The organism is Candidatus Hydrogenedentota bacterium, from assembly GCA_012730045.1.
Lineage (GTDB): Bacteria > Hydrogenedentota > Hydrogenedentia > Hydrogenedentales > CAITNO01 > JAAYBR01.
Map to the genome: position 1 here is coordinate 15,403 of JAAYBR010000138.1, position 25,230 is coordinate 40,632.

The window sequence follows — 25,230 nt, forward strand, 5'->3', positions numbered from 1 at the left end:
AAGATCAGTCGCAGAGCTCAAAGACGCCCGCGCCGCCCATGCCGCCGCCGATGCACATGGTTTCCAGCCCCCACTTCACGCCGCGGCGCCTCATTTCGTGGATGAGCTGGGTGGCGAGTTTCGCGCCCGTGCAGCCGAGCGGATGCCCGAGGGCGATCGCGCCGCCGTTCACGTTCACGATGTCCTCGCTCAGGTTGAGGTTCTTCACCACATACAGGGTCTGGGCGGCGAAGGCCTCGTTGCACTCGACCAGGCCGAGGTCCTCCACGTTGATGCCCGCCTGCTCGCAGGCGTCGAGGATCGCGGGCACCTGCGGCGGCCCGAGGTAGCCGGGGTCGCCCGCGGCGACGGCGTAGCCGCGCAGGCGCGCCAGCGGCCTGAGGCCCAGCTCCTTCAGGACGGCCTCGCTGACCATGACCACCGCGGCGGCGCCGCAGCTCGTCTGGCTGGAGTTGCCCGCCGTGTGGATGCCCAGCTTGGGCGACGCGGCGAAGGCGGGCCGCAGCTTGGCCAGGCCCTCCAGGGTCGTGTCGGCGCGCGGGCCCTCGTCGGTGTCGAAGATGAAGGTTTTGCCGTCCGGCCCCATCACCTCAAGGGGAACGATCTCCTCCTTGAAGAGGCCCTTCCCGATGGCGGCGGCGGCGCGCTGGTTGCTCCGCAGCGCCCACGCGTCGCACTCCTCGCGCGTGATGCCGAAGTCCCTGGCCACGTTGTCCGCGCACTGGCCCATGCCGGTGTAGGCGCGCGGGTTGTTCTTCGTCAGCCACGGGTTCGGGCAGGTCTTGTTGCCGCCGATGGGGATGACGCTCATGGACTCCAGGCCCCCCGCGATCGCCGCGTCCAGCATGCCGACCTCGATCTTGAGCGCCGCGGTGGTCATGGCCTCCAGGCCGGACGAGCAGAAACGGTTGACCGTCTCGCCGGGGATCGTGTCGGGCAGCCCGGCCGCGAGCTGGGCGATGCGCCCGACGTTCATGCCGGCCTCCGCCTCGGGGAAGGCGCAGCCCATGACGCAGTCGCCGATGCGCTCAACGGGGACGCCCGAGCGCTTCACGGCCTCGCGGATCGCCGCCGCGCCCAGGTCGTCCGGGCGCACGTGGGCAATGGCGCTGCCCGCCTTGGATTTTCCGACCGCGGTGCGAACCGCGGAGACGATGTATGACTTTTCCATGGTAAGGCTCCTTTTTTCCGGTTAGTTGCGCAGCGGCTTGCCGGTCGCAAGCATGTGCTGGATGCGCGCCTGGGTCTTCTCGGTTCCGCAGAGGCTGACAAAGGCCTCGCACTCAAGGTCCAACACGTCCTGCTCGGTCATCGGCGCGCCCTGCAGGCGGTCGCCGCCGCACAGGACCCGCGCCAGATGCTCCGAGATGAGCATGTCGTGCTCGCTGGCAAACCCGGCCTGCTGCATGCCCCAGACCGCCGCGCGGAACGACGCCAGGCCGGTCTCGCCGAGGGCGTACAGCCGCGGCGGCTTGGGCGGCGTGTAGCCCGCCTTGACCAGGCCGAGGCACACGTCCTTCGCCCGCTGCACCTGGTGGTCGAAGTTCGGCAGCACGATGTCCGTCGTCCGGAAGTAGCCGAGCTCGACGACCTCCGCGCCGCTCGTGCCGACCTTCGCCGTCGCGATGTTCTCGAACGCCCGCCGCACGAAGGGGAAGGGGTCCGCCGCCACATTCGCCGGGATGTTCTCCAGCGCGCGCACCAGCAGCTCCTTGGTGCCGCCGCCCGCCGGGATCACGCCCACGCCGACCTCGACCAGGCCCGCGTAGGTCTCGCCCGCGATCACCACCTTGTCGGTGTGCAGGTTCAGCTCCACGCCGCCGCCGAAGGTGTAGTGGTGCGGCGCGCCGACCACGGGCTTCGGGCAGTACTTCATGCGCGCGCCCACGCTCTGGAGCTGGTGGACCATGTTCTCGATGAAGTCCCACTGCCCCTGCATGGCCGCGCCCAGCACCAGCATCAGGTTCGCGCCCGCGCTGAAATGCGGGCCCTGGTTCGCCAGGATCATCCCCTCGAACCTGCCCGCCTCCAGCAGGTCCACCCCCGCGTTGAGCGCGGCGATGATGTCCGGGCCGATGGCGTTCATCTTGCAGTGGAACTCGGCGCACACAATCCCGTCGCCCAGGTCCACCAGGCTCGCGTCGTCGAACTTTTGCACGATGCGGGTGCTGTCCGTCTTCACGTTCACCAGCACGAGCTCGCGCGGGTTCACGGGCACGGGCTTGTAGGACTTCGACGCCGCGTCGAAGTGCATCCGCCGCCCGTTTTCCAGCTTGTAGAACGAGCCGCCGCCCGCCGCCTTCAGGGCCTCGGCCACCGGCGGCAGCGCCACGCCCTCGGCCGCCATGCGCTCGCACACGGCGTCGAAGCCCAGGATGTCCCAGGTCTCGAAGATGCCCCGCTCCCACGCGAAACCCCACTTGCACGCGTTGTCAATGTTGACGATGTCGTCCGCGATCTCCGGGATCCGGTTCCCCGCGTACTGCGCCAGGTTGGCGAAGAAGCTGAAGAGGAACTTCGACCCGTTGTCGTCGCCCAGGTGCATGATCCGGATCTTCTCCTCCACCGTCTCCGCCGACCGCACCGCGCCCGTGCAGGCGAACCGGGGCTTCACCGGCGCCCGGTGCCCGCCCGTAGCCGGGTCGAACCCGAGCACGATCTTCTTGCCCTTCTCGTCCTTCTCGTCCGTCTTCTTGTAGAAGCCGCCGCCCGACTTGTTGCCGTAGAGGCCCTTCGCCACCATGGCGTCGAACCAGTCCGGCCCCTGCATCAGGTCCAGCCGCTCGTCGCCCAGGCAGCCCGTGCGCACGTTGCCCACCACCTTCTGCAGCGTGTCCAGCCCCACCAGGTCCGCCGTGCGGAAGGTCGCCGAGCTCGCGTGGCCGATGTTCGTCCCCGTCAGCGCGTCCACCTCCTCCACTGAGAGCCCCGCCTTCGTCATCTCGTGCATGAGCCACTGCATGGCGAAGGTGATGATCCGGTTCGCCACGAAGTTCGGCGTGTCCTTGGCATACACGATGCCCTTGCCCAGCACGTTCTCGCCGAAGGCCGCCATCTGCGCCATCACCTCGGGCTTCGTGTCGGGGAGCGGGATCAGCTCCAGCAGCTTCAGGTAGCGCGGCGGGTTGAAGAAGTGCGTGCCCAGGAAGTGCGCCCGCATCTCCGCGTCCATGACCTCCGCGATCTTCCCGATCGGGATGCCGCTCGTGTTCGTGCTCACGATCGTCCCGGGTGTCCGGTGCTTGGCGACCTCCGCGAACACCTGGTGCTTGATCTCCAGCTTCTCCATCACCACCTCGATGATCCAGTCGCACTCGGCGATCCGCGCCATGTCGTCCTCAAAGTTGCCCGTCTCGATCATGTCCACATTGGACTTTACGTAGAGGGCTGCCGGTGACGATTTCAGCAGCGCGGCCTTCCCCTTGTCCGCAAAGCTGTTCCGCAGTTTCCGGCTCTTGCGCTCCTCCTCGGACAGGTTCGGCGGCACGATGTCCAACATGATGCTGGGAATGCCGCAGTTGGCAAGATGGGCGGCGATGGTCGCCCCCATCACGCCCGAACCCAGCACGGCGACGCGTTTGATTTCCCTCATGGTTGCTGCTCTCCTTCGGTGGTTGCGGTTTCGCCCGGGGGCCGTTCTATACCTAACGTTCGTTAGAACACCGTCCATAGCATAGAATAATCCGCGCCGCAAGTCAAGCACAATGCGAAAAACTCGACCGGCGTTTTGGCGGTATTCGTAGAAAGAGGGAAAATAGCACGTGCAGGGGACCACGAAACACGCGGAGGACACAGAAAGAAGACCGCCGCCACCCCCTCTCATGCTCCCCCTGCCTCCCCCAATCCCCATTCCCAAAAAAAGCAACGCGGGCCGCCCGGGGAGGGCGGCCCGCGAGATAATCGCCTCTTTTCTACCGGCGCCGGGGGCCCCAACTGGGCCCTTCGGCCGGCACGGGGAAGCGGGACATGCGCATCTCCTCCCCGGTTTTCACATTAACCGCATATACCTCGCTGCGCCCGGTCCGGTTGGACGAGAAGACCACATGACGGGAGTCGGGACTCCAACTGGGCGACTCGTTGATGCCCTGGGAGTCCGTGAGCTTGGTCGGGTTGGCCCCATCCGCGCCCATCACATATATTTCCATCCCCTCGCCCCTGACCTCGGACACGAAGGCCACCATCTTGCCGTCGGGCGACCACACGGGATCAAAGGCGCTTCCGCCGTGGAAGGACAGGCGGGTCTGGTTGCCGCCGTTGCTGTCCATGACATAAATCTGCGGCCGCCCGACCCGGTCGCTGACAAACGCGATCTTGCTCCCGTCGGGGGAGAAGGTCGGCGAGGTGTCCCCCTGGGTGTTCCGCGTCAGCCGCACGGGGTTCGACCCGTCCGGATTGCGGAGGTAGATTTCCGTGTTGCCGTCCTTGCTCAGGGTAATGGCGAGCCGGGACCCGTCGGGCGACCAGCACGGCGCGGAGTTGAGCCCGACCTCCTTGGACAGGGGGGTGGACTTCCCGGTGCGGCGGTCGAGGACGTACAGGTAGGAGTACCGGTCCTTGTAGGAGACGTAGGCGATGCGGTTGCCGTCGGGGGAGATCTTCGGTTTGATGGAGAGGGACTTGTGGTCCGTGATCTTGCGCGCGTTGGCCCCGTCATAGTCCGCCACGTAGATTTCCTTCGTCTCCCCGGCGGTCACGCTGAAGACCATCTCGGAGGTCGCGCCCCCGGCCACGCCGTCCAGATAGCGCACCACCTCCTCGGAGAAGCGGTGCCCGGCGAGGCGGGCGTTCTTCGCGTCCACCCGCACCTCCTGCCCGTAGACCTGGTTGAAGGACTTCAGATCAAAGAGGCGGAACTGCCCGACGATCTGGCTGCCCTCCTGGAAGATCAGGCCGTACACGAGATTCTCGGCCCGCGTCGCCTGCCATTCGGGGAAGTTGATGCTCTTGAGGTCCGCCGTGAACCCCGTGAAGCTCACGGGATACACGTCCCGCGGCAGCACGGTGAACACCCCCGAAAAGGTCAGGTCGTCCGCGACGACCCGCGCCACGTCCTCCGCGACGGCGGCCAGTCCCGGGTCCTGGGTGGCGAAGGGCGGCACGGCGATGGGGATGCGCGCGTCCACGCCCTTGGTGATGTCCACCAGCACCGGCTGCTGGGCATGCGCCATTCCCCCCAGAAGGGCCGCGGCCGCCGCGGCGACAACCGTCAACAGGCGTCGTGTCTTCATCGTCCGTTCTCCTTCAATGTCCGTGCGCGGCTAGAATCCCGCCGCGGCCGCCCGGGCCTGCGGCTGAAACCGCACCAGCAGTGTCAGTTCGTTTACTGTGGCCGCCTCCGAAAACGGCGGCAGCGTCGCGTTCAGCACCGCCTGGATGCAGGACTCGTTCAGTTCCTCGTTCGGCGACGGTTTTGTCACCGTGGGCCCGTCCATGATCCGCCCGTCCCGCGCCACGGTGACCATGACCTCCGGCATGAACGACGCATCGTTCATCGGAATGGCCGACGGCAGCATCCACTCCCGGTACACCGCCCGCTGAAACAGGCCCACCCACTGGCCCAATTCGTCGGGCACATCGCCCACGATGGCGACCGGCCCCTCCACAGTGGACGGCGGCGAGGACGGGACGAGCTGCACCGGGTCCTTGGGCGGCTCGGACGGCTTCAACTGGGGCGGCTTCGGCTGGGTCTTCTTCGGTTTTGGCTCGGGCTTGGGCTCCGGTTTCGGCTTGGGCTCGGGCTTGGGCTCCGGTTTCGGATCCGGTTTCGGATCCGGTTTCGGTTCGGGCTTGGGCTCCGGCTTGGGTTCCGGCTTGGGCGGCTCCGGCGGCGGCGGGGGCGGCTCCGGTTTCACCTCCTCCGGCGGCTCCGGCGCGGGCGGCGTGGGGGCCGGTTCGGCCACCGGCCCCGGCGGCGCGTCCATCAACTGCACCGAATACACCTTCACCGGATCCGGCATGCGGTGCCACCGCAGAAATCCAAGCAGCACCAGCGCCACCACCACATGGAGGGCGATGGAGAGAAGGATCATCCGCTTCAGGGACCGTCGGGACTCGGCCCTGAGCTCGTCGTATGCCGAAATGGGACTCATGACGCTCAGATCGCGCTTTCATTCGTGTACAGGATACCGAAGCCCCCGGACAAAATCAAGGCCTCACCACTACAAATTGTGTCTCTCGGGCAAAAATGACGGACACCGTGTCCCACATGTAGTGGCGGTATCCACTGCATGAATACCGAAATCGGGGGAAAGGTTTCCACGTCCCTCATTTCCGGACTGCCTGTGACGCCTCCACCTTCTGCACCAGTCGGGCAATGTTGCCCGCAAGGTCAAAGGCGCCCTCGATCGTGTCCCGCGCCCGCAGCGCCATGCGCCGAGCGGCCGCCGCATCGTCCATCAGCCGTCGAACCACCCCGGCCACCGCCGCCGCGTCCTCCGGGGCCACCAGAAACCCGGAGACGCCGTCCTCAACAAGCTCCGGATTGCCCGAGACGGCGGTGCTGACCACCGGCACCCCCAGGGCCATGGCCTCAATCAGGACAATGGGCGTGCCGTCCATGTCACGGTCCTTCGCCTGGCGGCAGGGCAGCACAAAGGCGTCGGCCGCCGCGAAATGGCGGCGCACCTCCTCCTGCGGCAGGGGCCCCGTCAGGGTCACCCGCCCGCCCAGCGCCGGGTCGGCCGCCTGCGCGCGCAGGGCGGCCCCGGCGGGGCCGCCGCCCACGATGGTCACCCGGAGATCGCGTCCCTCGCGGAGCAGTTCGGCGGCGGCGGCAATCAACAGGTCAAAGCCCTTCTTGTCCACCAGCCGCCCGACGGAGAGCACCTGAAAAGGTTTGGAGAAGGGTTTTTCCGCGCGCAGCGGAAACGCCTCCAGGTCCACCCCCGTCCGCATGACGTCCAGTTTGCCGGGGTCGCAGCCCATCTCGTCCACCAGGAACCGCACGTTGAACCGGGAGCTGCACATGCCAAAGGCCGCCCGGGCGGTCTTCTCGCGCAGGGCCACCCCGTGCACGAAGATGTCATGGGCATGGCACAGAAAGCTGTACGGTACGTCCGCCAGGAGGGCGGCATACATGGTGACCGCCGCCGGGGCGTGCGCGAAATTGCAGTGGATGTGGCGCGCCCCCGCCCGCTCCACCCGCTCCGCCAGCAGACAGCCCGCCAGGAAATGCCCCAGCAGTTTGGGGCGGTCGGACGGGGCCGCCGTGCGGGCCAGCAGGGCGTCGCGGGCCGCCAGGGCGGCGGTCCGCAGAAACCGTCCCGGGTGCCGCAGCAGCCTGCCCGTTGCGGCGCGCAGCACGGCGCCCGCGCCCAGATCGTAGAGATAGCAGGTCTCGCGGATGAACCCGTCCGCCTCGGCGGAGGTCACCTCCTGCCGGGGCCGCCGCAGGGAGAACAGCGACACCTCCACCCCGCGCGCGCGCAGCCCCTCCACGTCGCGGTAGACAAAGGTGGCGGACAGCACGCCGATCTGCGGGGCCATGTAGGCCATGCGCAGTCCGGCGCCCCCCCGCGCCGCCGTGTCCGGCCGGGATTCCGGCGTCATAAGGCTCTCCCATGAAAGAACCCGTGGAACAGCGGAATCACCCCGCCGTTCCACGGGAAAAAACATCAACCGTTCACTGCGGGATCAGGAGGCCGGCGTCAGGGACACCGCGGCGATTTCGGCGGGCTTGGCGCTGTTGCGCAGCACCAGCCGCACCGACACGGAGTCCGCCGCCGCGTCCGCCGGAAGCGTCACCTTCTTCATCTCCTTCTTCCAGGACGGCGATTTGCTGAAATACCAGAATTCGGTCTTGGGACCCGCCGCGGTCTTGTAGTCCACCGCCATGCCCAGCGCGTTGGCGTCCTGCACCCGCGCGGTCACCGCAAGAGTCAGCGTCTTCCCCGCCAGCGCCCCCTTCACCGGGCAGGACAGGACGCTGTCCCCCTGCGAAGGCTTAAGCTGGAGGGCGCTGGCGCCCGGCTTCTGGCCCGGGGCCTTGGCCACGGCGGAGGCGGAGCCCCGCCAGCCCTTGGGCCGCCCGTCCTTCATCCACGATGCAAACGTCCCGTTGGCAACCAGGCTCATCGGCGCGCGGCGCACCGCCGCGGAAGACTTGGCCGACGCGGGCTTCTTCGTGTCTTTCAGGGACGGGGCCTTCTTCGCGTCCTTCGCCGTCGGCTTCGCGGCGGCCTTCGCGGCGGCCCTTTCCGCCGGCTTCGCGGCGGGCTTGTCGGCCGGTTTTGCGGCGGGGACGGCGGCTTTCGCCGCCTCCGGCTGGCTGGAACCGCCCGAACCGCAGGCGGAAAGCCCAATCATCAGCACCAGCGCGAGGCCCGCACCCAACACCTTCACTGTCCATCCTTTCGGCATCTCAGAATCCTTTCTCTCTTCGCGGCTCTCTGTTGATCAAAACCGACCCATGATAGCACATTTCCCCAGTTTGGGGGCCTGACACCCCCCCCAGGACCATGCGGGCCCTTTCGGCCCCGGTCACGGCAACAGCACCACCTCGTCCACCTGCAGCACCCCGCTGGTCCCCGCGTGGGTTATCCGCACTGCCGACAGACGCAGGGGCCGGACAGGCCGAAACTCGGCCCAATAGTTGGCCCTGTCCCCGCCGTCTCCCGCAGTCCACGTCTCGAAGACAGGAACCGCCTCCCTTTCGAGAGCCTTCTCCCGCGCGAACGCCCGGTGGTCGGTTTGCAGGGTCTCGCGGCCCAGCCGCAGGGGAAACGGCTCGGACCCGCCCGAAACCGGAACCGGGGTCACCGTGGCCACCACCTGGCCCGCCCTGCGGCGGTCCTGACGGGGCAGCCAGCCCACGGAGGAAACGACCACCACCCGGGAAAAGGGGACAGACGGGTCCGGCACGGCCAGCTCCGCCGACGCCCCGGGCCCCACGCGCACCCGTTGCCCGATGGGACGCGCCGCGTCGCCGAAAAGCTCCCGGACGCGGTCCGGGGAAACGCGGGATTCCGCCGGTTTCGGAAGCACCTCGACCGGCAGCACCGCCAGCACCCATCCCGGGTCCTCTTCGGCGGACGCCCCGGGCAGCAGCACGGCGCGGAGCACGGCGCGCCCGCTGCCCGTCACCGGGGGAATCTCCAGCCTTCCGGCACAGGCCCCGGGCGCGGGGCCGTCCCAAGGCACGACTGTCTCCGAAGTCACCACCGGACCGCTGATATCCAGCGTGACCGCCAGCCGGTAGTTGCCCCCGGCCACCAGCGCGGGAATGCGCCATTCAACGGACCAATCGTACCCCTCCCCCTCCGCCATCGCCAGGGGCGGGGTCAGCGCCGCACCGCCGGCGTCGCGCAGGACAAGCTCCGCCACTTCCAGCGGGGCGGCGGGGCGGGCCAGTGTCTCCGCCGGCGGCCGCACGGGTATCGGAATCCCGTCCCCCGCCGCGGAAAATGCGCAGGCCAGGAAGAGCGGCGCCAGGAACCCCCGGCGGGAACGCGGACTCACGGCGCGGCGCCCTGCGCCGGCGGATCGGCGGGCGGCGCCGGCACGGGCGCGGGCGCGAGCCCTGCCTCAAACACATCCACCACCACCCCGGCGCGCAGGCGAAACTCCAGCGATTTCAGGTCCCGAAAGGGGGGATCCAGCGGGACGCGCCCGCCGTAGCGGTGCCGCTGAAACGGCGCGCCTGTGCTGTCCATGTGGTCGGCATCCTGCGACTCCACGATGACGGCCCGCTCATGCCGCTGGGAACCCGGCGTGAAATAGTCATAGTCCGCCCGCGCGGTGTGCACCCCGCTGAGCAGTTCCACCCGCCGTTCGCCGTCCCCGCCGCGCAGCACCACCTCCATCACCGGCTCCCCCTGCGGCACAATCCCGTAGGCATAGGCGGATGAGAGCACCAGCGCGGAAACCTCCGCCCCGTCCGCCGCCGAAACGGGCAGTGTGAGCACCGCGTCGTTGCACAGGCGGAAACTGGCGGAAAGCGTCCGCACTCCCGGCCCCGCAAAGGCCTCCCAGCGCTCCGCACGCAGGCGCCCCCGGCCCGCGGCGGGCCCCAGGTGGAGCGGCAGATTCTGGAGCACGAGCCCCGGGCCCGCATTCCGTCCCGGCGGCGCAGCCAACTGCACGGTGAGATGCGCCGCCCCGTTCAGGACATACACGATTTCCCGCACGGGCACCTCAAAAGGCTGGCGCGCCACCACGCCCGGCTCCCAGGGCGCTTCCCCCGGGCCTGGGCCGGCGGACACGTCCAGCGTCCGCGCCAGGGCCACCTTCTCCAGCCAGAACCGGAGCTGCGCCGGTATTTTCCCGGTGATGCGCACCGAAGGCACCCAGTAGGCCGTCACCGTCAACGTCTTCGCCCCGTCCACACGCGGGGTCTTGTCGGTCAGCGGCGCGTCCTGCGCCAGGTCCAGCCCCAGCAGCCGCAGGGGCCCCGGGTCCGCCTCCGGACCAAACACCGCCTGCACATACGGGGCGGGAAAGGCGGGGGTGACCTCCCGGAGGAGCCGGTCCAAATCCTCTGCGGACGGCGGTGCGCCGGGAGTCTCCTGCGCCCCCGCCCAGGCGCAAAGCAGCAGGCACAGCGCCCCCGCCACCGCCCGGCGGCGCGTCTCCATTCCTGGTTTCCCCTGGAAGACCGTCATGTGTCCGCACGCCTCCTGCCGCCCGGGGCGGCCCGAAATGTTGAAGCCGCCGGCATTATAAAGCCCCCCGCCCCAAGCCGCAACGTGCGGATCATGCCGACCGCGCGCGGCAGGCCGTTACCGGCCATGGGGCATCCTTTGTGCCGCCCTTGCAGGGCTGTAATGAGGAGAAGGACCCGCTTTCCCGGGGCTTGCGCCCCGGGCTATTGTATGCCGCGCTTTCAGCGCTGTCCAATCCGACGGCTTCACGGCCTCCCCCAGAAATGGGCGGCGGGCCGGAACCGTTCAGCATTTCGCGCGAAACCCAGCTGTCTTCCGCAGTCTGAGTTCCAACACGCTTCCCCGCCGCGCAGTTAAAACAACCCGGCGGGGCATGCCCGCAAACGAACGATTCGGCGTTTTCGCCACACCGGACGTCAGTCCGCAGCCTTCCCGTTCTTCACGCGGGTGCGGAGGATTTTGAAGGCCACGCTGTCCGCCAGGGCGAGGAAGGAGGCCGTGATGATGTTCTCGGACACGCCGACGGTGCTCCAGGACTCCATCGCGTCGCTGGACTCGATGAGCACGCGGGTCTTGGCCTGGGTGGCCAGCTTGCCGTCCAGGATGCGCACCTTGAAGTCCTCCAGGTGCACCTCGCCGATCTCGGGGTAGTGGTCCTGGAGCGCCTTGCGCAGCGCCAGGTTGAGCGCGTCCACGGGGCCGTGGCCCTCGGCCACGGTGTGCCGCTCGGACCCGTCGGGCAGCGCCACCTTCACGGTGGCCTCGGACACGGGCGCACCGGCGCTGTTCTGGTTGACGTGGGCGTGGTAGCTCAGCGGGGTAAAGAAGGGCTCGACGGCGCCCATGCCGCGCCGGATCAGCAGGATGAGGGACGCGTCGGCGCCCTCGAACTCGAAGCCCTCGTTCTCGAGCTGCTTCACCTGGCTGAGGATGCTCTTCGTCGCCGGATCGTTCTTGTCGAGGAGGATGCCCAGCTCCGCCGCCTTCTGGATGAGGCTGGACCGGCCGGACATCTCGCTGACGGCGATGCGGGTGGCGTTGCCGACCAGCCCGGGGTCCACGTGCTCGTAGCTGGCCTTGCACTTGCGCACGGCGTCGGCGTGCATGCCGCCCTTGTGCGTGAAGGCGTCGCGGCCCACATAGGGCGCGCTGTCGCGCGGCGTCATGTTGGCCAGCTCGGCGACGAGGTGGCTCTTGCGCGTGAGCCGGGCGAGCTGGTCCGGCTTCAGCACGTCATAGCCCATCTTGAGCTGGAGGTTCGGGATGATGGTGCACAGGTCCGCGTTGCCCGTGCGCTCGCCGTAGCCGTTCATCGTGCCCTGCACCTGCCGCGCGCCCGCGCGCACCGCCGCCAGCGCGTTGGCCGCGGCGCAGCCCGAGTCGTTGTGCGTGTGGATGCCGATGCAGGCCTTGGGGAGCCGCGCCGCCACCGCCGCCGTCGCCGCCTCCACTTCGAAGGGCAGGCGGCCGCCGTTGGTCTCGCACAGCACCAGCGCCTCCGCGCCCGCCTCCAGCCCCGTCTCCAGCACGGAGAGCGCGTAGTCCGCGTCCTCGGCATAGGCGTCGAAGAAATGCTCGGCGTCGAGGAACACGCGGCGCTTGTTCGCCCGGAGGTAGGCCACGGACTCCTCCACGATCTTCAGGTTGCGTTCGAGGGAGACCCCGAGGATCTCGCGCACATGCAACGGCGAGGTCTTGGCGAAGATCGTGACCACGCGCGTGCCCGCGTCGAGCAGGGCCTTCAGGTTCGGGTCGTCCTCCGCGGCCATTTTCGGGTGGCGGGTGCTCCCGAAGGCGGCCATCTCGGCGTTCTTCAGCTTCAGGTCGCGCGTCCGCGCGAAGAGCTCCGCCGCCTTGGGGTTGGACCCCGGCTGGCCGCCCTCGATGTAGCGGATGCCGAGCAGGTCGAGGGCCTTCACCACGCGAAGCTGGTCGTCCGCGGAAAACTTGACGCCGGGCCCCTGGGCGCCGTCGCGCAGGGTGGTGTCATACATCTCGATTCTTGGTTTCTGGGCTTTCATTGATTTCGACTCCTGGAAATCCGCCGGTCTGGGCGGGGGGCAATGCGGGCCTTGGAAAGAAAACGCCTAGAGGACCACCGTCTCGTCGCAGAGGAAACTGCGGAGGAGGCGGTGCCCCTCGGCAATATGCACGCCGCTTGCGGCGGCGGTGCCCTCCGTGTAGGCCGTGGCGGCGTCCCGGGGAATGCCGGGGCCGCACATGCCGAAGGGCACGGGGCCCCCGGCGTGGGTCTTGGTGGAGATGAGGGTGAAATGGTCCGGCGCGGCGAAGACCCGCGTGTCCGGATGGGTGTCGCAGTAGTCGAGGCAGGGGCCGACCACGAGGCGGGCGTAGTCCTCGATGGCCTGGATCTTAAGGTCCACCCGGCCCTGGTGCGCCGTCTCGTCGGGGGCCTCCACGTGGATGTACGCGGCGTCGCAGCGGTTCAGCGCGTCGAGCGCCGCCGCCACCTTGCCCGCGTAGTCCGTGTCCAGCCAGCCGGTGGCACCGGGCACGTTAAGCACCTCCAGTCCCGCGCACACGCCGATGCCCTTCACGAGGTCCACGGCGGACACCACGGCGCCCGTCCGGTTGAACTTGGTGAGGAAGGGGTCCATCACCGGGGCCTTGCCCTGTCCCCACAGCCAGATGGAGACGGCGGGGCGTTTTCCCTCGGCAAGCCGCGCGGCGTTCACCGGGTGCGCGGCGAGGATCTCGCGCGACCGGTCCATGAGCGTGCGCAGCAGGTCCGCGCCGCCGCCCTGGGGCAGGTACGGCGCGTATTCCTGGTCGGTGATGTTGTGGGGCGGCTCGCAGACCGCGTCCACCAGCCCGGCCACTCCCGCGGCGTCGCCGCCGCGGATCACGGCCAGATGCCGGTAACTGACGCCCGTGTTAAACTTCACAGGGAACTCGCGGGCCAGGGTGTCGTTCAGCGCGGCGATGATCTCCCGCGCCTCGTCGGTCGTGATGTGGCCGGACGTGAAGTCCTCCATCCGCCCGTCGGTCAGGGTGACCAGGTTGCAGCGGAAGGCCACCTCGTCGTCCGCGAGCTGGATGCCCTGGTTGGCCGCCTCGATGGGGGCGCGGCCGGTGAAGGTCTCGCGGGGGTTGTAGCCGAAGAGCGTGAGGTTGCCCACATCGCTGCCCGGCGGCATGCCCTCGGGGATGGGGCAGTACTGTCCGACCATCCCGCGCGCCACCAGGGCGTCCAGGGCGGGCGCATCGGCGGCCTCCAGGGGCGTGCGCCCGCCGAGCACCTCCAGCGGGTGGTCCGCCATGCCGTCGCCTATGAGCACCAGATATTTCACCGCACGCCCTCTTGTGTTGGATATTCCCGCAATTCTACCGCATTTCCGCGCCGCGCCGCAAAGATGCGGCGCGGTATGTTCTTGAGAAACACGGGGTTGCGCGGAAGTATGCCCGTCGGGCGCGGTGGATCAGCCCGAGGGCAGCGTGCTGAGCGCCTCGTCCTCCTCAACGGGCGCGCCCTCCGGGTTGGAGTCGGCCTCAATGGTGAGGGAGGCGGCGTCCACGGTGGACTCGGGCTTCGGGAAGGCCTTTTCCAGGAGGACCGCGCCGGGCGAGGGACGCTGGACCAGCGTCTGGCGCAGGAAGGCCGCCACGCGGTCGTGGACCGCCGTGCTGCCGTCCCCGTTGACGATGCCGTGGCGGGTGCGCTGGAAAACGGTCAGCTCCTTTTCAGCGGAACCCAGCCCGGCGAAGAGCGCCGGGGCGCTGTCGGGGTGGACCGTGGGGTCGTCGGAGGCCTGCACCACCAGCGCGGGCGCGGTGACGGAAGGCAGGCAGCGGTTTGTCTCGTACATGACGTCCAGCAGTTCCCTGACCCCGGCCAGGGGGTTGCGGGTGTAGTTGATATGGGTGTTCTCGGGATGGTTGTCCACATATTCCAGCGAGGGGCGCGCCGCGCCAAACCGCTTCAGGAGCGTGTTCAGCCCCAGCAGCGACGGGGCAAGCCGGGCGGAGGAACTGCGCAGGCGCAGGGGGGAGCAGATGGTGAACACGGCGCGGACCTGTTCCGGCCGCCGCGCCGCCGCCAGCAGGGCCAGGCAGCCGCCCATGGAAAAGCCGCCCACGGCCAGGTTGTCCGTGAGCGCGCGGACCACGTCGCAGCCGCGCTCCACCGCCGCCACCCAGGCGGCCACGCTCTGGCCCGCCAGGTCCTCGGGCGCCGTGCCGTGGCCCGCCACGCGCACGCCGTACACCGCGAAGCCCGCCCCGCGCAGATGCTCGCCGAGGGCGCGCACCTCCAGCGGCGCGGCCATGTACCCGTGCACCAGCACCACCCCGCCCCGGACACGCCCCAGGGGCTTCAGGAAGAAGGGGCGGCCCACATCGGGGGGCTTGGTCAGGCCGGGACTGTAGTGGACGGCGTAGTCCTCCTCAAAGCGCCGGTCCTCCGTCTCCGCCAGCGCGCCGGAGGCGCGCCGCCGCCCCCAGGCCTCCCCCGGCCACGCGACAGCCCGACGGAACCAGTCCGCCACCCGCGCGATAAACGTGTGCAAAAACTCCGCGTCCATCAGGCCCTCGGTCCCCCGCCCCCCGCGCACTGCGCCCCCAAACGAGCAAATTGTACCACAGGCCCGGGAAATGCGGCGGCGCGCACAACGTGGACGCGGCTTCCAGCCGCGTTCTTTGGGGCGATGGATACCCCGGAAGAAAGCGGCTGGAAGCCGCTTCTACGATCTTGCCGGCGTTCCCGCCTATTGTCTCGCCGCGCGCCTCCTCGTGCAGACTCCGGACTCCAGACTACAGACTCCAGACTCCAGACTCTTCCCCCCTCAACTCTCCGGGCCCCCGTGCCTCCGCGTGAAAAAACCTCCCCCTCTTCTCTTCCTCCAGACTCCAGACTCCGGACTCCGGACTCCAGACTCACCCCTCCTATTGCATTCCCACACCCCCTCCGCTATCATTCCCCCATGCCCAGATGCGCCAGAACCGTCGTCCCCGGCGTGCCGCACCACGTCACCGGCAGGCCGCCCTGTCTTGGTCCCCCCTTGAGGGGGGGGAACGCATCTTCGCGGGAGCGAGATTGCTTCGCTTCGCCCGCAATGACCGCGAAAATACCTGTCATTGCGAGCGAAGCGAAGCAATCTCTTGCTCGCCAACGCCCCGGAATCCGGAACATCCCCCGGTTCGCTCACGGCGTGGCAGTTCCCCTGAAGAACGGACACTCCTGCCCCCTCGACCCCGCCGTAGGGGAAAACCCCGTCCCCCCCGGGGAAGGACGCGCCACCTTCGAAGCATGCCTCCACGAAAACCCCGGCCACCAAGCCCTCCGCGCCGTCCCCAGCACCGGACGTCCCCTCGGCAGCGAATCCTTCCTCGAGTCCATCGAGAAAACCCGCAAGAAACGCGTCCGCCCCCTCCCCATCGGCAGGCAAAAAAGCTGGCGCAAGCATCCCAACGGAGCACAAACCCCATGAGGAGACAAATAAACGATGACTGTAAATTATTAATTGCCCTTGCCAATAAAGGAGCCAAAGACATGGAAACTCTATCGCGCGTCATTTTCTTGTGTACTTTTGTCAATACGTATGCGTGGGCTGCGTCAAGCAACCCAATCGCTATCTCTTGCCGATTGTCAAGCGACTCAATTACTTCGGGTAGCCCCGTGAGTCTATTCATAACAGCCGCAAACACAACACAGGAGTCTTGCTTAGTGAAGATCCTTGGGAATTCCACTTTTTCTCGAGACACCTTTAATATACACATAACAAGCCAAACTGTATCACCGCAACATATTCATAGACGTAATCTCCCTATATATTCCAGCGCGTTTATGTGGATTCTTCATTCGGAAATCATGCCTGAAACGTCTGTTACCGTGGAATATCCCCTCCATCTGCAATGGGATACAAGGCTTCCCGCTGGAGTGTACTCCATTATGCTATCTCCAATTCACATCATAGTAGTCCGCAAGTCTTCAGTTAGCAAAACAGGCGAGACACACATTGTGCTGCTTCCACCACTAACTGTAAATGTGAGGAATGGGGATGAATCATCGCTGAGAGAGAACTACAGAACCATTCTTGGAGAGGTCTGCCGAAAACAACTTGGTCCGAAGGGAAGCATTTTTCAAAAGTTGCCTTCTGGGGCGGCGACTTTACTTTGTGCGTATGGCGCGGCCGCAACTGATAGCCAGCTTGATCTGCTGTTTTCAGAGAGTGATGGATTTGCTTTTTCTCCTAGAATTGCCATATATGCATGGGAGAATATTGCCCAAAACGCTTCCTCTGAACTGGCGCGCAGAATTGTTGAAATGTCCAATAATTGTAACTTTTGGCGGCGCGATTGTGCTTGGAAGTGGCAAGACCTCGGGTTTGTGTGGTGTATTCATAGAATGAATGAGTCGGGTTCTTCTGAGGTGAGTACGATTCTGGCTTCGCTATGCGATAAGTACCCAGAGCAATATGATTTGAAGTATCTCGAGTATGAGAATTGATGCTTTCATCTGTTGCAGAGCTAGTTACGATATGAGTATGTCGTGGACTATGGCACGGAGCTGACGCTCTATCCCTCTCCCGTGGAGGAGGACGCCCCGTGGCGGTTCACGGGATGGCTGGGGGATGACGCCGCCCTTGTGGGAAGCGGGGGCGTGCTGGAGATGACGGATGACATCGCCTTGGGGGCGGGGTTCACGCCGGAGTGGGCGCTGGTGCTGGAGGATCCGGGCATCACGGCGGATCCGGAACCGTATTACACGGGCCGGTATCTGGACGGGGGTGGAGGTCACGCTTATTAGACCTCAGACTTCAGAGTTCAGACTTCAGGCTTCAGGAAGAGAGCATCAGATTCTGGGTTCCAGACTCCAGGGAGAGGGCTTCAGACTTCAGACTTCAGGCTTCAGGACGGAGGTTCCCGCCGTTCTCCGCGCCCCTGTGACTCCGTGTGAGGCCTGTCTTCTTCTCTTCCTCCAGACTCCAGACTCCCGACTCCCGACTTCCCCCGCTCTCCGCCTCCTCCCTGCCCCGCCTTCCTCCGTCCACGGGGCGATAATCGCACCCTGCTCTCCTGCAAAAAAAAGCCGTCGTCGCCCACCAAATCATCCACGTGTTCTGTGCGCGCTTTCCGTCGCGTGGAGACCACACCGTTGACCAGATGGTGCAGGCGGCGCGTTCGGGAAAGCAGAACATTGTGGAGGGCAGCAAGGCGGCGATCGCCTCCAGGGAAATGGAGATCAAGCGGACGAATGTCGCACGGGCGAGTCTGGAGGAACTTCTTGAGGACTGTCTGGACTTCCCGCGTGTGCATGGTCTGGCGGTGCGGGAGAAGGACAGCCGCGAGGCGGCCTCCGCGAGCGCATGACCCAGGCGCGCCTCCAAAGCCGGAGACAGGGGAAAACCGACGGCCACACCCCTGCCTGACTTCCCATCCGTCCCATACGTCCCATAACTCCCATTTCCCCCGCTGGCATCGCGCGCGGGAGATGGGTACAATGGACCGGGCGGCGCGTTCTGCGGCGGTTGCGGATTGCGCCATGGCCGGTTTTCCAACGTCGAAGGATGACTCCGCATGAAACACACGTCTTCCGCGCCGGGATGCTCCCGGCGGCAGTTTCTGAGGCGGGCGGCGGCGGCCGTGCCGCTGTTCCCGATGGTGCTGACGAACGGGGCGCTGGGCGACGCGACGCGGCCCGGGGCGAATGACCGGATCACCATGGGCCTCATCGGCGCGGGGGGGCGCGGCGAGTACGACATGCAGGCGTTCATGGCGCAGCCGGACGTCCGGATGGTGGCGGTGTGCGACGCCAAGCGCGAGCGCCGCGAGGCGGTGCGCGGCATCGTGAACCAGGCCTACGGCAACGAGGACTGCGCCGCGTACATTGACATGATGGAGCTGCTGGCGCGCCCGGACATAGACGCGGTGGTCATCGCCACGGGGGACAACAACCACTCTCTGGCGGCCATCATGGCGGCGCGCGCGGGCAAGGACATGTACTGCGAGAAGCCCATGAGCGTGGCCATCTCGGAGTCGCGGGCCGTGTCGGACACCATGCGCCGCCTGGGCCGGGTGTTCCAGTGCGGCACCCAGCGCCGCAGCATCGGCAATTTCCGCCTCGCGGCGGACCTGGCGCTGAGCGGCAAGCTGGGGCGGCTCAAGGAGCTGCACGCTGAGGAGGCGTCGGGGTTCAAGAACATCCATGAGACGGTGCTGCCCGCCGAACCCGAACCCCCGCGCGAGGAGCTTGACTGGAACGGCTGGCTGGGCGCGGCGCTCTGGCGGCCCTTCAACAGCAAGTACCCGCAGCGCGGCTACTGGAGCGACCACCTGGACTTCAGCGGGGGCTCCATCACGGAGTGGGGCAGCCACACGGTGGACCTGTGCCAGTGGGCGAACGGCGCCGACGACACGGGCCCCGTGGAGTTCTGGCAGGAGGGCGAGCGCTTCATCGGCCGCTACGCGAACGGCGTGAAGCTGGTGATCCGGACGGGGCTGCGCTTCGGCTCGTGCCCCGTGCGCTATGAGGGCGAGGACGGCTGGGTGGAGACCGGCGACTCCGGCGAGATCGAGATCTACCCGAAATCCCTCGCGCGCGACATGCGCTTCAAGGGGGGGTACCCCGTGGACAACCACGCGCGCACCTTCCTCGACTGCGTGCGCACGCGGCGGCAGCCCAACTCCCACGCGGAGACGGCGCACCGCTCCATCTCGGCGTGCCATGTGGCCAACATCTGCAAGCGCCTGGGCCGCCCGGTGAAGTGGGACCCCGCCACGGAGACCTTCCCGGACGACCCCGAGGCGAACCGGATGCGGGCGCGCGCGTGGCGCGAGCCGTGGCACATGTGAGTTTTTGGCGAAGGCATGTTTCCGGCCCCGGCCGGCGAGGAAGGATTTGACAATGCACATTCTGTTGACCCCCCGGACCCGCGCGTTCGCCGCGCTCTGCTGCTGCCTCTGCCTGGCCGGGCTGGCCGCCGCCCAGACCTCTGAGGAGGCGCTCATCGCCGCCCTGTCCGGCGACGCCCCGTTCATGGAGAAGCAGGCCGCCTGCCGCGCCCTGCGCCAGACCGGCACCCCCGCGAGCGTGCCCGCCCTGGCGGCCCTGCTGGCCGACCCCCAGCTTTCCAACCTGGCCCGCTACGCACTGGAGCCCATGCCCTTCCCTGAGGCGGGCGCGGCGCTCCGCGGCGCGCTCGGCACGACCTCCGGCGCGCTTCAGGCCGGCGTGGCCACGTCCCTCGCCGTGCGCCGCGACGCGGAGGCCGTGGCGCCGCTGGCGGCCCTGATGGCGGGCGCCGACCCGGCGGTGGCCGGGGCGGCCACGGCGGCCCTGGGCCGCATCGCCACCAAGGACGCCCTCCAGGCGCTGCAGGACGCGGCGAAGGGTGCCGCGCCCGAACAGCGCGCCGCCCTCGGCGAGGCGCTGCTGTGCCTGGCCGACATCTGGGCGGCGGAGCAGAAGGGGGAGGCGGCGGCCGGAATCTTTGAGGGGCTGCTGGGCACCGAGTGGCCGGACCATGTCCGGCTGGGCGCCTTCCGCGGCCGCACGCTGGCCCGCCCGGGGGACGCGCCGGAGCGCCTGCTCGCCGCGGTCAACGGCGATGAGCCCCTGTTCCGCGAGTTTTCCGCGCAGATGATGGTTGAAACGGCGGGCGACGGCGCGACGGACCGCTACGCCGCCGCGCTGGACACACTGCCCGCGGAGGCGCAGGTCCGCATGCTGCGGGGCCTTGCGGGGCGCGGAGACGTGGCCGCCCGGCCCGCCGTGCTGAAAACCCTCGACAGCGCCGACCCGGCCGTGCGCATGGAGGCCGTCCGCGCCCTCGCCGTGTTTGGCGACGCCGCCGACACCCCGCGCCTCACCGCGCTGCTCGGCGGCGGCGACGCCGTGGCCGCCGAGGCGGAGAAGAGCCTCGACACCATGGCCGGGGACGCCGTGGACCAGGCGCTCGCGGCGTTCCTGCCGCAGGCCGCCCCCGGCGTGCACGCGACAATTCTTGGCATCCTGTCCCGCCGCGCCGCGCCGCAGGGCGTGGCCCTGGCGCTCGACGGCCTGAAGCACGCCGACCCGGCGGTGCGCGCCGCGTCCCTCGGCCTGCTGGCCGAGCACGGCGGCGCGGGCGAGGTGCCCGCGTGCCTGGAGATGCTCGCGGCGGCGGCGCCCGACGCGCGCGGCGCCGTTGAGAAGACCCTCGGCTCCATCAGTGTGCGCAACGGCGACCCCGCTTTGGCGCCCGTGCTGGCCGGACTGGCCGGCCCCGACGCGGCCCTGCGGGGATCCCTCGTGCGTGTGCTGGCGCAGGCCGCGTCCCCCGCCGCGCTGAACGCCGTGGTGACCGCCCTGGAGGACGCCGACGGGACCGTCTCCGAGGAGGCCCTGCGCGCGCTGTCCGAATGGCGCACCCTGGACGCGCTGCCCCCCCTGCGCGCGCTGGCCGCCGGCGCCGACGAGGGCCGCCACATCCTCGGCCTGCGCGGGTTCATCCGCCTGGCCCAGACGGAGTCCGACCTCGGCAAGCGCCAGACCCTGCTCGACGACGCGGCCACGCTGGTGAAGCGCGTGGAGGAGCGGCGCATGCTGCTGGCCGCCTGGGGAAAGACCCCCACGGCCCACGCGCTGGACCAGCTGACCGCCGAACTGGCGCGGGACGAGGCGCGCGACGAGGCCGCCGCCGCGGTGATCACGCTGGCCCCTGAACTGGCGAAACAGGACGCGGCGGCGAAGGAGCGTGTGAAGGCCGCCCTCGCCCTGGTGTCCGAGCGGGCCGCCAGTGACGCGGTCCGCGAACGCGCCGCCAAGGTCTCTGCCGCCCTGCAATAATCCGGTCTTGCGGGTTTTTCGCGGCGCGGGCCGCAAAAAACCGCGTAAACCATTGCGAAGACGGCGCGGGAGTGCTACAATTGCATCCGCGCCGCGGCATGAAGGCGTGAGGTTCCGGTCGGAACGCGGCGCGGTCGGGACAACCCCAGGCAAGGAGCGAACCATGCTGCTAAGTGATTACATAGACGTCAGTTGCATTGTGCCGGAGCTGGAGGCGAAGGAGAAGAAGGACGTGCTCAAGGAGATGACCCGCCTCCTGTTCGACAAGAAGAAGATCAAGGGGGTCGAGCCCGCGCTGGACCAGATCATGGCGCGCGAGACCACCGAAAGCACGGGGATCGGCCACGGACTCGCCGTGCCCCACGCGCGCGTGTCGGGCCTCAAGTCGCTGTACTGCGCGGCGGGCCGCGTGGCGGCGGGCGTGGACTTCGCGGCGGTGGACAAGAAGCCGGTCAACCTGGTCTTCCTCATCGTCTACCCGCCCACGCAGCAGACGACCTACCTGAACTTCGTGGCCACGCTGGCCAAGATGCTGCGCGTTCCGGAGAATTTCAAGGCCCTCATGGCCGCGGCCGACGAGAAGGTGTTCCTCGAGGTGCTCACGGAGATGGCGCACAAGCTGGCGGCCCCCGAGGAGTACTACGCCAAGAAGCTCAAGGCGGACCCCGAACTGCTCCAGGCGCGCGACGCCCACGCCGACCTCATTCTGCTGGCGCGGCTCCAGCTCTGCCAGGAGATGTACGACGCGGCCCGCTCGGGCAAGAAGCAGATCAAGCAGCGGATGGAGAACATCCGCAGCCTCGTGGACGCGCGCATCCTCAAGCACTACGACCGCCTCATGACGGCGCGCCCGCCCGCGCTGGTGCCCGTCGAGGGCGACACCTGCCAGGGCTGCTTCATGCGCCTGCCCTCCCAGTTCGCCCAGCGCGTCCGCGAGGACACGGACCACATCCACACCTGCCCGAACTGCAGCCGCTTCATCTACATCGTCTGACCCGGTTTCCGGCGTGCGGGCGGGGCCGCGAAACGCCCCGTTTTTGAACGGTTTTTGGGGGCTGTGCTATGCTCTGCGCGCAGCCTTCCAGTGTCACCATGAACGGGTCCCGCCACATGTCCGACTACAGCAGCCCCTTTGCCGCCGCCTCCGCCGCGCCGCCCCGCGGGTCGGCGTGGCGGGTGTACGCGCGCCTGGTCGGCTACGCCTGGCGGTACAAGGCCCGCCTCTTCGGGTCCATGGCCCTGGCCATCCTGATTGCGGTTTCCTTCGGCGCCATGCTGGTCGGCGTGGGCACGGTGATCCGGCTCACCTTCTACCAGCCCGCCGCGCAGGCCCCGGAAAGCGGGGACGCCCCCGCCAAGACGCAGGAGGACCCCGCCGAGGGCATGGCGCGGGACATCGCCGACTATTCCGAAACCATGCGCCGCCTCACCGGCTGGGGGCCCGGGGGGCTGGACCGGCGCTTCCTGGACGTGGTGGCGGGCATGCGCGCGGACCGGATGCGCGCCCTGCTCTACGCCTGCGCGCTGGTGACCCTGCTGGCGGGCTTCGTCGGCGTGTCGCGCTTTTTCCAGGAGTACCTCGCCGCCACCATCGGCGTGCGCGTGACCACGGACATCGGCCGCGACATGTACGCCAACCTCATGCGCCAGTCCATGGTGTTCTTCGAGACGCGCAACAGCGGCGAGATTCTGGCGCGGTTCAGCAACGACATGTTCATGGTGAACCGCGGCCTCGAGGGCGTCTTCGTCAAGCTCATGCGCGAGCCCTTCAAGATTGCCGCCTTCCTCGCCGTGGCCCTGAGCGTGGACTTCAAGCTGACGCTGGTGGGCGTGTGCGTCATGCCCGTCGTGCTCTACGCCCTCGTGTTCATCGGCAAGAAGATGCGCAAGAGCGTGCGCCGCTCCCTCCAGAAAATCGCCTCCATGACCACCGTCGTCGGCGAGACCGTCCGCGGCATGGCGGTCATCAAGAGCTACAACATGGAGGAGTACGAGATCGGCCGCATGCGCGGCGAGATTGACCGCCTCCGGAAGTTCCTCTACCGGATGGCCCGCCTCCACGCGGCCACCGGCCCCGTCACCGAGTTCCTCCTCGTCCTCGGCGTCGTCTCCTTCGTCCTCTACAGCGGCCACCGCGTGGAGGAGGGCCTGCTCGACGCCGGGGCCCTCGTGCAGCTCTACTTCGCCCTGGCCATGATGCTCGACCCGGTGCGCAAGCTCTCTGACGTGAACAACCTGGTCCAGACGAGCGTGGCCAGCGCCGAGCGCTGCTTCGAGCTGGTGGACGCCGTGCCCGACATCGTGGAGGCGACGGAGCCCGCCGAACTGGCGCCGCTGGCGGACGCCCTGCGCTTCGAGAACGTCAGCTTCTCCTACAACGGCGTGGACCAGGTGCTCGACGACGTGACGCTGGAGGTGCGCCGGGGCGAGATGATCGCCCTGGTCGGCCCGAGCGGCGCGGGCAAGAGCACCCTGGTGAAGCTCATCCCCCGCTACTACGACGCCACGGCGGGCCGCGTCACTTTGGACGGCGTGGACATCAGGAGGGCGTCCTTCCACAGCCTGCGCGAGCAGATCGGCATCGTCACGCAGGACACCATCCTCTTCGCCGAGACCGTGCGCGCGAACATCGCCTTCGGGCGCGCCGAGTACCCGGTGGAGCGCGTGCGCGCCGCCGCCCGGGCCGCCCACGCCGACGCGTTCATTGACGCGCTGCCGGAGGGCTTCGAGACCGTCATCGGCGAGTCGGGCAACTCCCTCTCCGGCGGGCAGCGCCAGCGCCTGGCCATCGCCCGCGCCATCATCAAGGACCCGGCGATCCTGATCCTCGACGAGGCCACCTCCAGCCTCGACAGCGAGAGCGAGCGCCTCATCCAGGAGGCCCTCGACCAGTTCGTCGCGGGCCGCACCACCATCGTCATCGCCCACCGGCTCTCCACCGTGCGCCGCGCCGACCGCATCGTCGTGATGGAGCACGGCCGCATCGTCGAGCAGGGCACCCACGACGAGCTGGTTGCCCGCGACGGCCTCTACCGCCGCCTGCACAACACCCAGTTCCGCGACCATCCCGCCCGCACGGAGCCCCGGCCATGACCCCCGCCCGCGCGCTTGCCGCGGGCCTGCTGTCCGCCGCGTGCCTCCTGTCCGGCTGCGGCGGGTGCAATCCCGAACCCGCCCCGGCGCCGGCACCATCCGCCGCCGTCCCGGAAGAGGCCGCTCCGGCGATACCTGCCGGGCCGCCGGTCATCACGGCCACCGTCACCGTCAGGGACCTCGACGGTGCCCCCCTCGCGGGCATGGTCCCCATCGTCACGCGGAAGCCCAACGCCTTCGACCCGCCCGTCACCCGGGGCGACCCGACGGACGCGGCGGGCCGCAGCGTGTTTGCCTTCCCCGCCGGGGAGGCGCTGTGCCTGCGCGCGTGGGACGCGGACCTGCATTACTTCGCCAACAACTACTTCGACGTGGGCCCGGTGACCGGTCCCGTCGCCGCGGACACGCCGGTCACCATGGTGCCCGCTGCCGAGGCGCACGGCGTGCTGCTGCTGCCCGGCGGCGGTCCGGCGGCGAACACCCCCGTCTCCCTCATGCTTTCCCACCCCACGCGCGGCCCGTGGTGGCCCGCGGAGGCCGTGACCGGCGCCGATGGCGCCTTTTCGTTTCCGAACATCCCGCCCGGTGTCTTCCGGGTGGAGCTGACCGCCGCGGCGGGCGCGGCAATGCTGGAGGAGGTCACGCTGCAGCCCGGCGCGCCCAACGAGCTCGGCGCGCCCACGCTGTCGCCGGCCCCCTGAACCGCCCGCGCCGTTGATTTTATGCCCCTGCGGGGGTAAAGTATGCGCATGG

Annotated in this window: 19 protein-coding genes; 8 read left to right on the forward strand and 11 right to left on the reverse strand. The window is 68.3% G+C overall.

The window, feature by feature from the left end:
• Nucleotides 1–4: 4 nt before the first annotated feature.
• The 11 genes from GXY15_14640 to GXY15_14690 all read right to left on the reverse strand — a co-directional run bounded on the left by GXY15_14640 (nucleotide 5) and on the right by GXY15_14690 (nucleotide 15,139).
• Complete coding sequence (locus tag GXY15_14640) at nucleotides 5–1,171, reverse strand: thiolase family protein (GenBank protein ID NLV42447.1); 1,167 nt, start codon at nucleotides 1,169–1,171, stop codon at nucleotides 5–7.
• A 21-nt stretch (nucleotides 1,172–1,192) separates the two neighbouring features.
• Entirely contained in the window at nucleotides 1,193–3,592 is a 2,400-nt protein-coding gene (locus GXY15_14645) for a 3-hydroxyacyl-CoA dehydrogenase/enoyl-CoA hydratase family protein (GenBank protein ID NLV42448.1), read from the reverse strand.
• A 319-nt stretch (nucleotides 3,593–3,911) separates the two neighbouring features.
• On the reverse strand, nucleotides 3,912–5,228 hold the full coding sequence (gene tolB, locus GXY15_14650) for a Tol-Pal system beta propeller repeat protein TolB (protein NLV42449.1): 1,317 nt from the start codon (nucleotides 5,226–5,228) through the stop codon (nucleotides 3,912–3,914).
• A 30-nt stretch (nucleotides 5,229–5,258) separates the two neighbouring features.
• A complete protein-coding gene (locus tag GXY15_14655) occupies nucleotides 5,259–6,089 on the reverse strand; it encodes a TonB C-terminal domain-containing protein (GenBank protein ID NLV42450.1) in 831 nt (276 codons plus the stop codon).
• A gap of 175 nt (nucleotides 6,090–6,264) precedes the next feature.
• Nucleotides 6,265–7,548: a glycosyltransferase gene (locus tag GXY15_14660; GenBank protein NLV42451.1), complete on the reverse strand. Its 1,284-nt coding sequence runs from the start codon at nucleotides 7,546–7,548 to the stop codon at nucleotides 6,265–6,267.
• A gap of 84 nt (nucleotides 7,549–7,632) precedes the next feature.
• On the reverse strand, nucleotides 7,633–8,358 hold the full coding sequence (locus GXY15_14665) for a hypothetical protein (protein ID NLV42452.1): 726 nt from the start codon (nucleotides 8,356–8,358) through the stop codon (nucleotides 7,633–7,635).
• Nucleotides 8,359–8,478: 120 nt separating this feature from the next.
• Nucleotides 8,479–9,369: a hypothetical protein gene (locus tag GXY15_14670; GenBank protein ID NLV42453.1), complete on the reverse strand. Its 891-nt coding sequence runs from the start codon at nucleotides 9,367–9,369 to the stop codon at nucleotides 8,479–8,481.
• Between the two features lie 83 nt (nucleotides 9,370–9,452).
• Nucleotides 9,453–10,571, reverse strand: coding sequence for a hypothetical protein (locus tag GXY15_14675; protein NLV42454.1), 1,119 nt, complete (start codon nucleotides 10,569–10,571; stop codon nucleotides 9,453–9,455).
• A 443-nt stretch (nucleotides 10,572–11,014) separates the two neighbouring features.
• Nucleotides 11,015–12,619 carry a citramalate synthase gene (locus GXY15_14680; protein NLV42455.1) on the reverse strand — a complete coding sequence of 535 codons (1,605 nt, stop codon included), beginning with the start codon at nucleotides 12,617–12,619 and terminating at the stop codon, nucleotides 11,015–11,017.
• 66 nt (nucleotides 12,620–12,685) lie between these two features.
• Nucleotides 12,686–13,909 carry a cofactor-independent phosphoglycerate mutase gene (locus tag GXY15_14685; protein NLV42456.1) on the reverse strand — a complete coding sequence of 408 codons (1,224 nt, stop codon included), beginning with the start codon at nucleotides 13,907–13,909 and terminating at the stop codon, nucleotides 12,686–12,688.
• Between the two features lie 129 nt (nucleotides 13,910–14,038).
• Nucleotides 14,039–15,139 (reverse strand): alpha/beta fold hydrolase, encoded by a 1,101-nt coding sequence (locus GXY15_14690; GenBank protein ID NLV42457.1) that lies wholly within the window; start codon nucleotides 15,137–15,139, stop codon nucleotides 14,039–14,041.
• A 1,142-nt stretch (nucleotides 15,140–16,281) separates the two neighbouring features.
• Here GXY15_14690 and GXY15_14695 point away from each other — a divergent pair.
• From GXY15_14695 to GXY15_14730, 8 genes are all read left to right on the forward strand, one after another.
• A complete protein-coding gene (locus GXY15_14695) occupies nucleotides 16,282–17,064 on the forward strand; it encodes a hypothetical protein (GenBank protein NLV42458.1) in 783 nt (260 codons plus the stop codon).
• Nucleotides 17,065–17,106: 42 nt separating this feature from the next.
• Nucleotides 17,107–17,364, forward strand: coding sequence for a hypothetical protein (locus tag GXY15_14700; protein NLV42459.1), 258 nt, complete (start codon nucleotides 17,107–17,109; stop codon nucleotides 17,362–17,364).
• Between the two features lie 269 nt (nucleotides 17,365–17,633).
• The gene (locus GXY15_14705) at nucleotides 17,634–17,927 is read left to right on the forward strand and encodes a four helix bundle protein (GenBank protein ID NLV42460.1); all 294 of its coding nucleotides are present in this window, start codon (nucleotides 17,634–17,636) and stop codon (nucleotides 17,925–17,927) included.
• Nucleotides 17,928–18,215: 288 nt separating this feature from the next.
• Nucleotides 18,216–19,409 carry a Gfo/Idh/MocA family oxidoreductase gene (locus GXY15_14710; protein NLV42461.1) on the forward strand — a complete coding sequence of 398 codons (1,194 nt, stop codon included), beginning with the start codon at nucleotides 18,216–18,218 and terminating at the stop codon, nucleotides 19,407–19,409.
• 52 nt (nucleotides 19,410–19,461) lie between these two features.
• Entirely contained in the window at nucleotides 19,462–21,384 is a 1,923-nt protein-coding gene (locus GXY15_14715; protein ID NLV42462.1) for a hypothetical protein, read from the forward strand.
• Nucleotides 21,385–21,547: 163 nt separating this feature from the next.
• Nucleotides 21,548–22,378, forward strand: a complete 831-nt coding sequence (locus tag GXY15_14720; protein ID NLV42463.1) for a PTS transporter subunit EIIA — start codon at nucleotides 21,548–21,550, stop codon at nucleotides 22,376–22,378.
• Nucleotides 22,379–22,446: 68 nt separating this feature from the next.
• Nucleotides 22,447–24,477 carry an ABC transporter ATP-binding protein gene (locus tag GXY15_14725; GenBank protein ID NLV42464.1) on the forward strand — a complete coding sequence of 677 codons (2,031 nt, stop codon included), beginning with the start codon at nucleotides 22,447–22,449 and terminating at the stop codon, nucleotides 24,475–24,477.
• Nucleotides 24,474–25,178 carry a carboxypeptidase regulatory-like domain-containing protein gene (locus GXY15_14730; protein ID NLV42465.1) on the forward strand — a complete coding sequence of 235 codons (705 nt, stop codon included), beginning with the start codon at nucleotides 24,474–24,476 and terminating at the stop codon, nucleotides 25,176–25,178. Before GXY15_14725 ends, GXY15_14730 begins: the two co-directional genes overlap by 4 nt.
• Nucleotides 25,179–25,230: the final 52 nt, after the last annotated feature.

What these genes read in the sequence shown, in the direction of transcription:
- GXY15_14710 (NLV42461.1), top strand. Translation starts at nt 18,216, where the DNA reads ATGGTGCTGACGAACGGGGCGCTGGGCGACGCGACGCGGCCCGGGGCG.
- GXY15_14675 (NLV42454.1), bottom strand. Translation starts at nt 10,571, where the DNA reads ATGGAGACGCGCCGCCGGGCGGTGGCGGGGGCGCTGTGCCTGCTGCTT.
- GXY15_14680 (NLV42455.1), bottom strand. Translation starts at nt 12,619, where the DNA reads ATGAAAGCCCAGAAACCAAGAATCGAGATGTATGACACCACCCTGCGC.
- GXY15_14645 (NLV42448.1), bottom strand. Translation starts at nt 3,592, where the DNA reads ATGAGGGAAATCAAACGCGTCGCCGTGCTGGGTTCGGGCGTGATGGGG.
- GXY15_14720 (NLV42463.1), top strand. Translation starts at nt 21,548, where the DNA reads ATGCTGCTAAGTGATTACATAGACGTCAGTTGCATTGTGCCGGAGCTG.
- GXY15_14715 (NLV42462.1), top strand. Translation starts at nt 19,462, where the DNA reads ATGCACATTCTGTTGACCCCCCGGACCCGCGCGTTCGCCGCGCTCTGC.
- GXY15_14660 (NLV42451.1), bottom strand. Translation starts at nt 7,548, where the DNA reads ATGACGCCGGAATCCCGGCCGGACACGGCGGCGCGGGGGGGCGCCGGA.
- GXY15_14690 (NLV42457.1), bottom strand. Translation starts at nt 15,139, where the DNA reads ATGGACGCGGAGTTTTTGCACACGTTTATCGCGCGGGTGGCGGACTGG.
- GXY15_14730 (NLV42465.1), top strand. Translation starts at nt 24,474, where the DNA reads ATGACCCCCGCCCGCGCGCTTGCCGCGGGCCTGCTGTCCGCCGCGTGC.
- GXY15_14640 (NLV42447.1), bottom strand. Translation starts at nt 1,171, where the DNA reads ATGGAAAAGTCATACATCGTCTCCGCGGTTCGCACCGCGGTCGGAAAA.
- tolB (NLV42449.1), bottom strand. Translation starts at nt 5,228, where the DNA reads ATGAAGACACGACGCCTGTTGACGGTTGTCGCCGCGGCGGCCGCGGCC.
- GXY15_14665 (NLV42452.1), bottom strand. Translation starts at nt 8,358, where the DNA reads ATGCCGAAAGGATGGACAGTGAAGGTGTTGGGTGCGGGCCTCGCGCTG.
- GXY15_14655 (NLV42450.1), bottom strand. Translation starts at nt 6,089, where the DNA reads ATGAGTCCCATTTCGGCATACGACGAGCTCAGGGCCGAGTCCCGACGG.
- GXY15_14725 (NLV42464.1), top strand. Translation starts at nt 22,447, where the DNA reads ATGCTCTGCGCGCAGCCTTCCAGTGTCACCATGAACGGGTCCCGCCAC.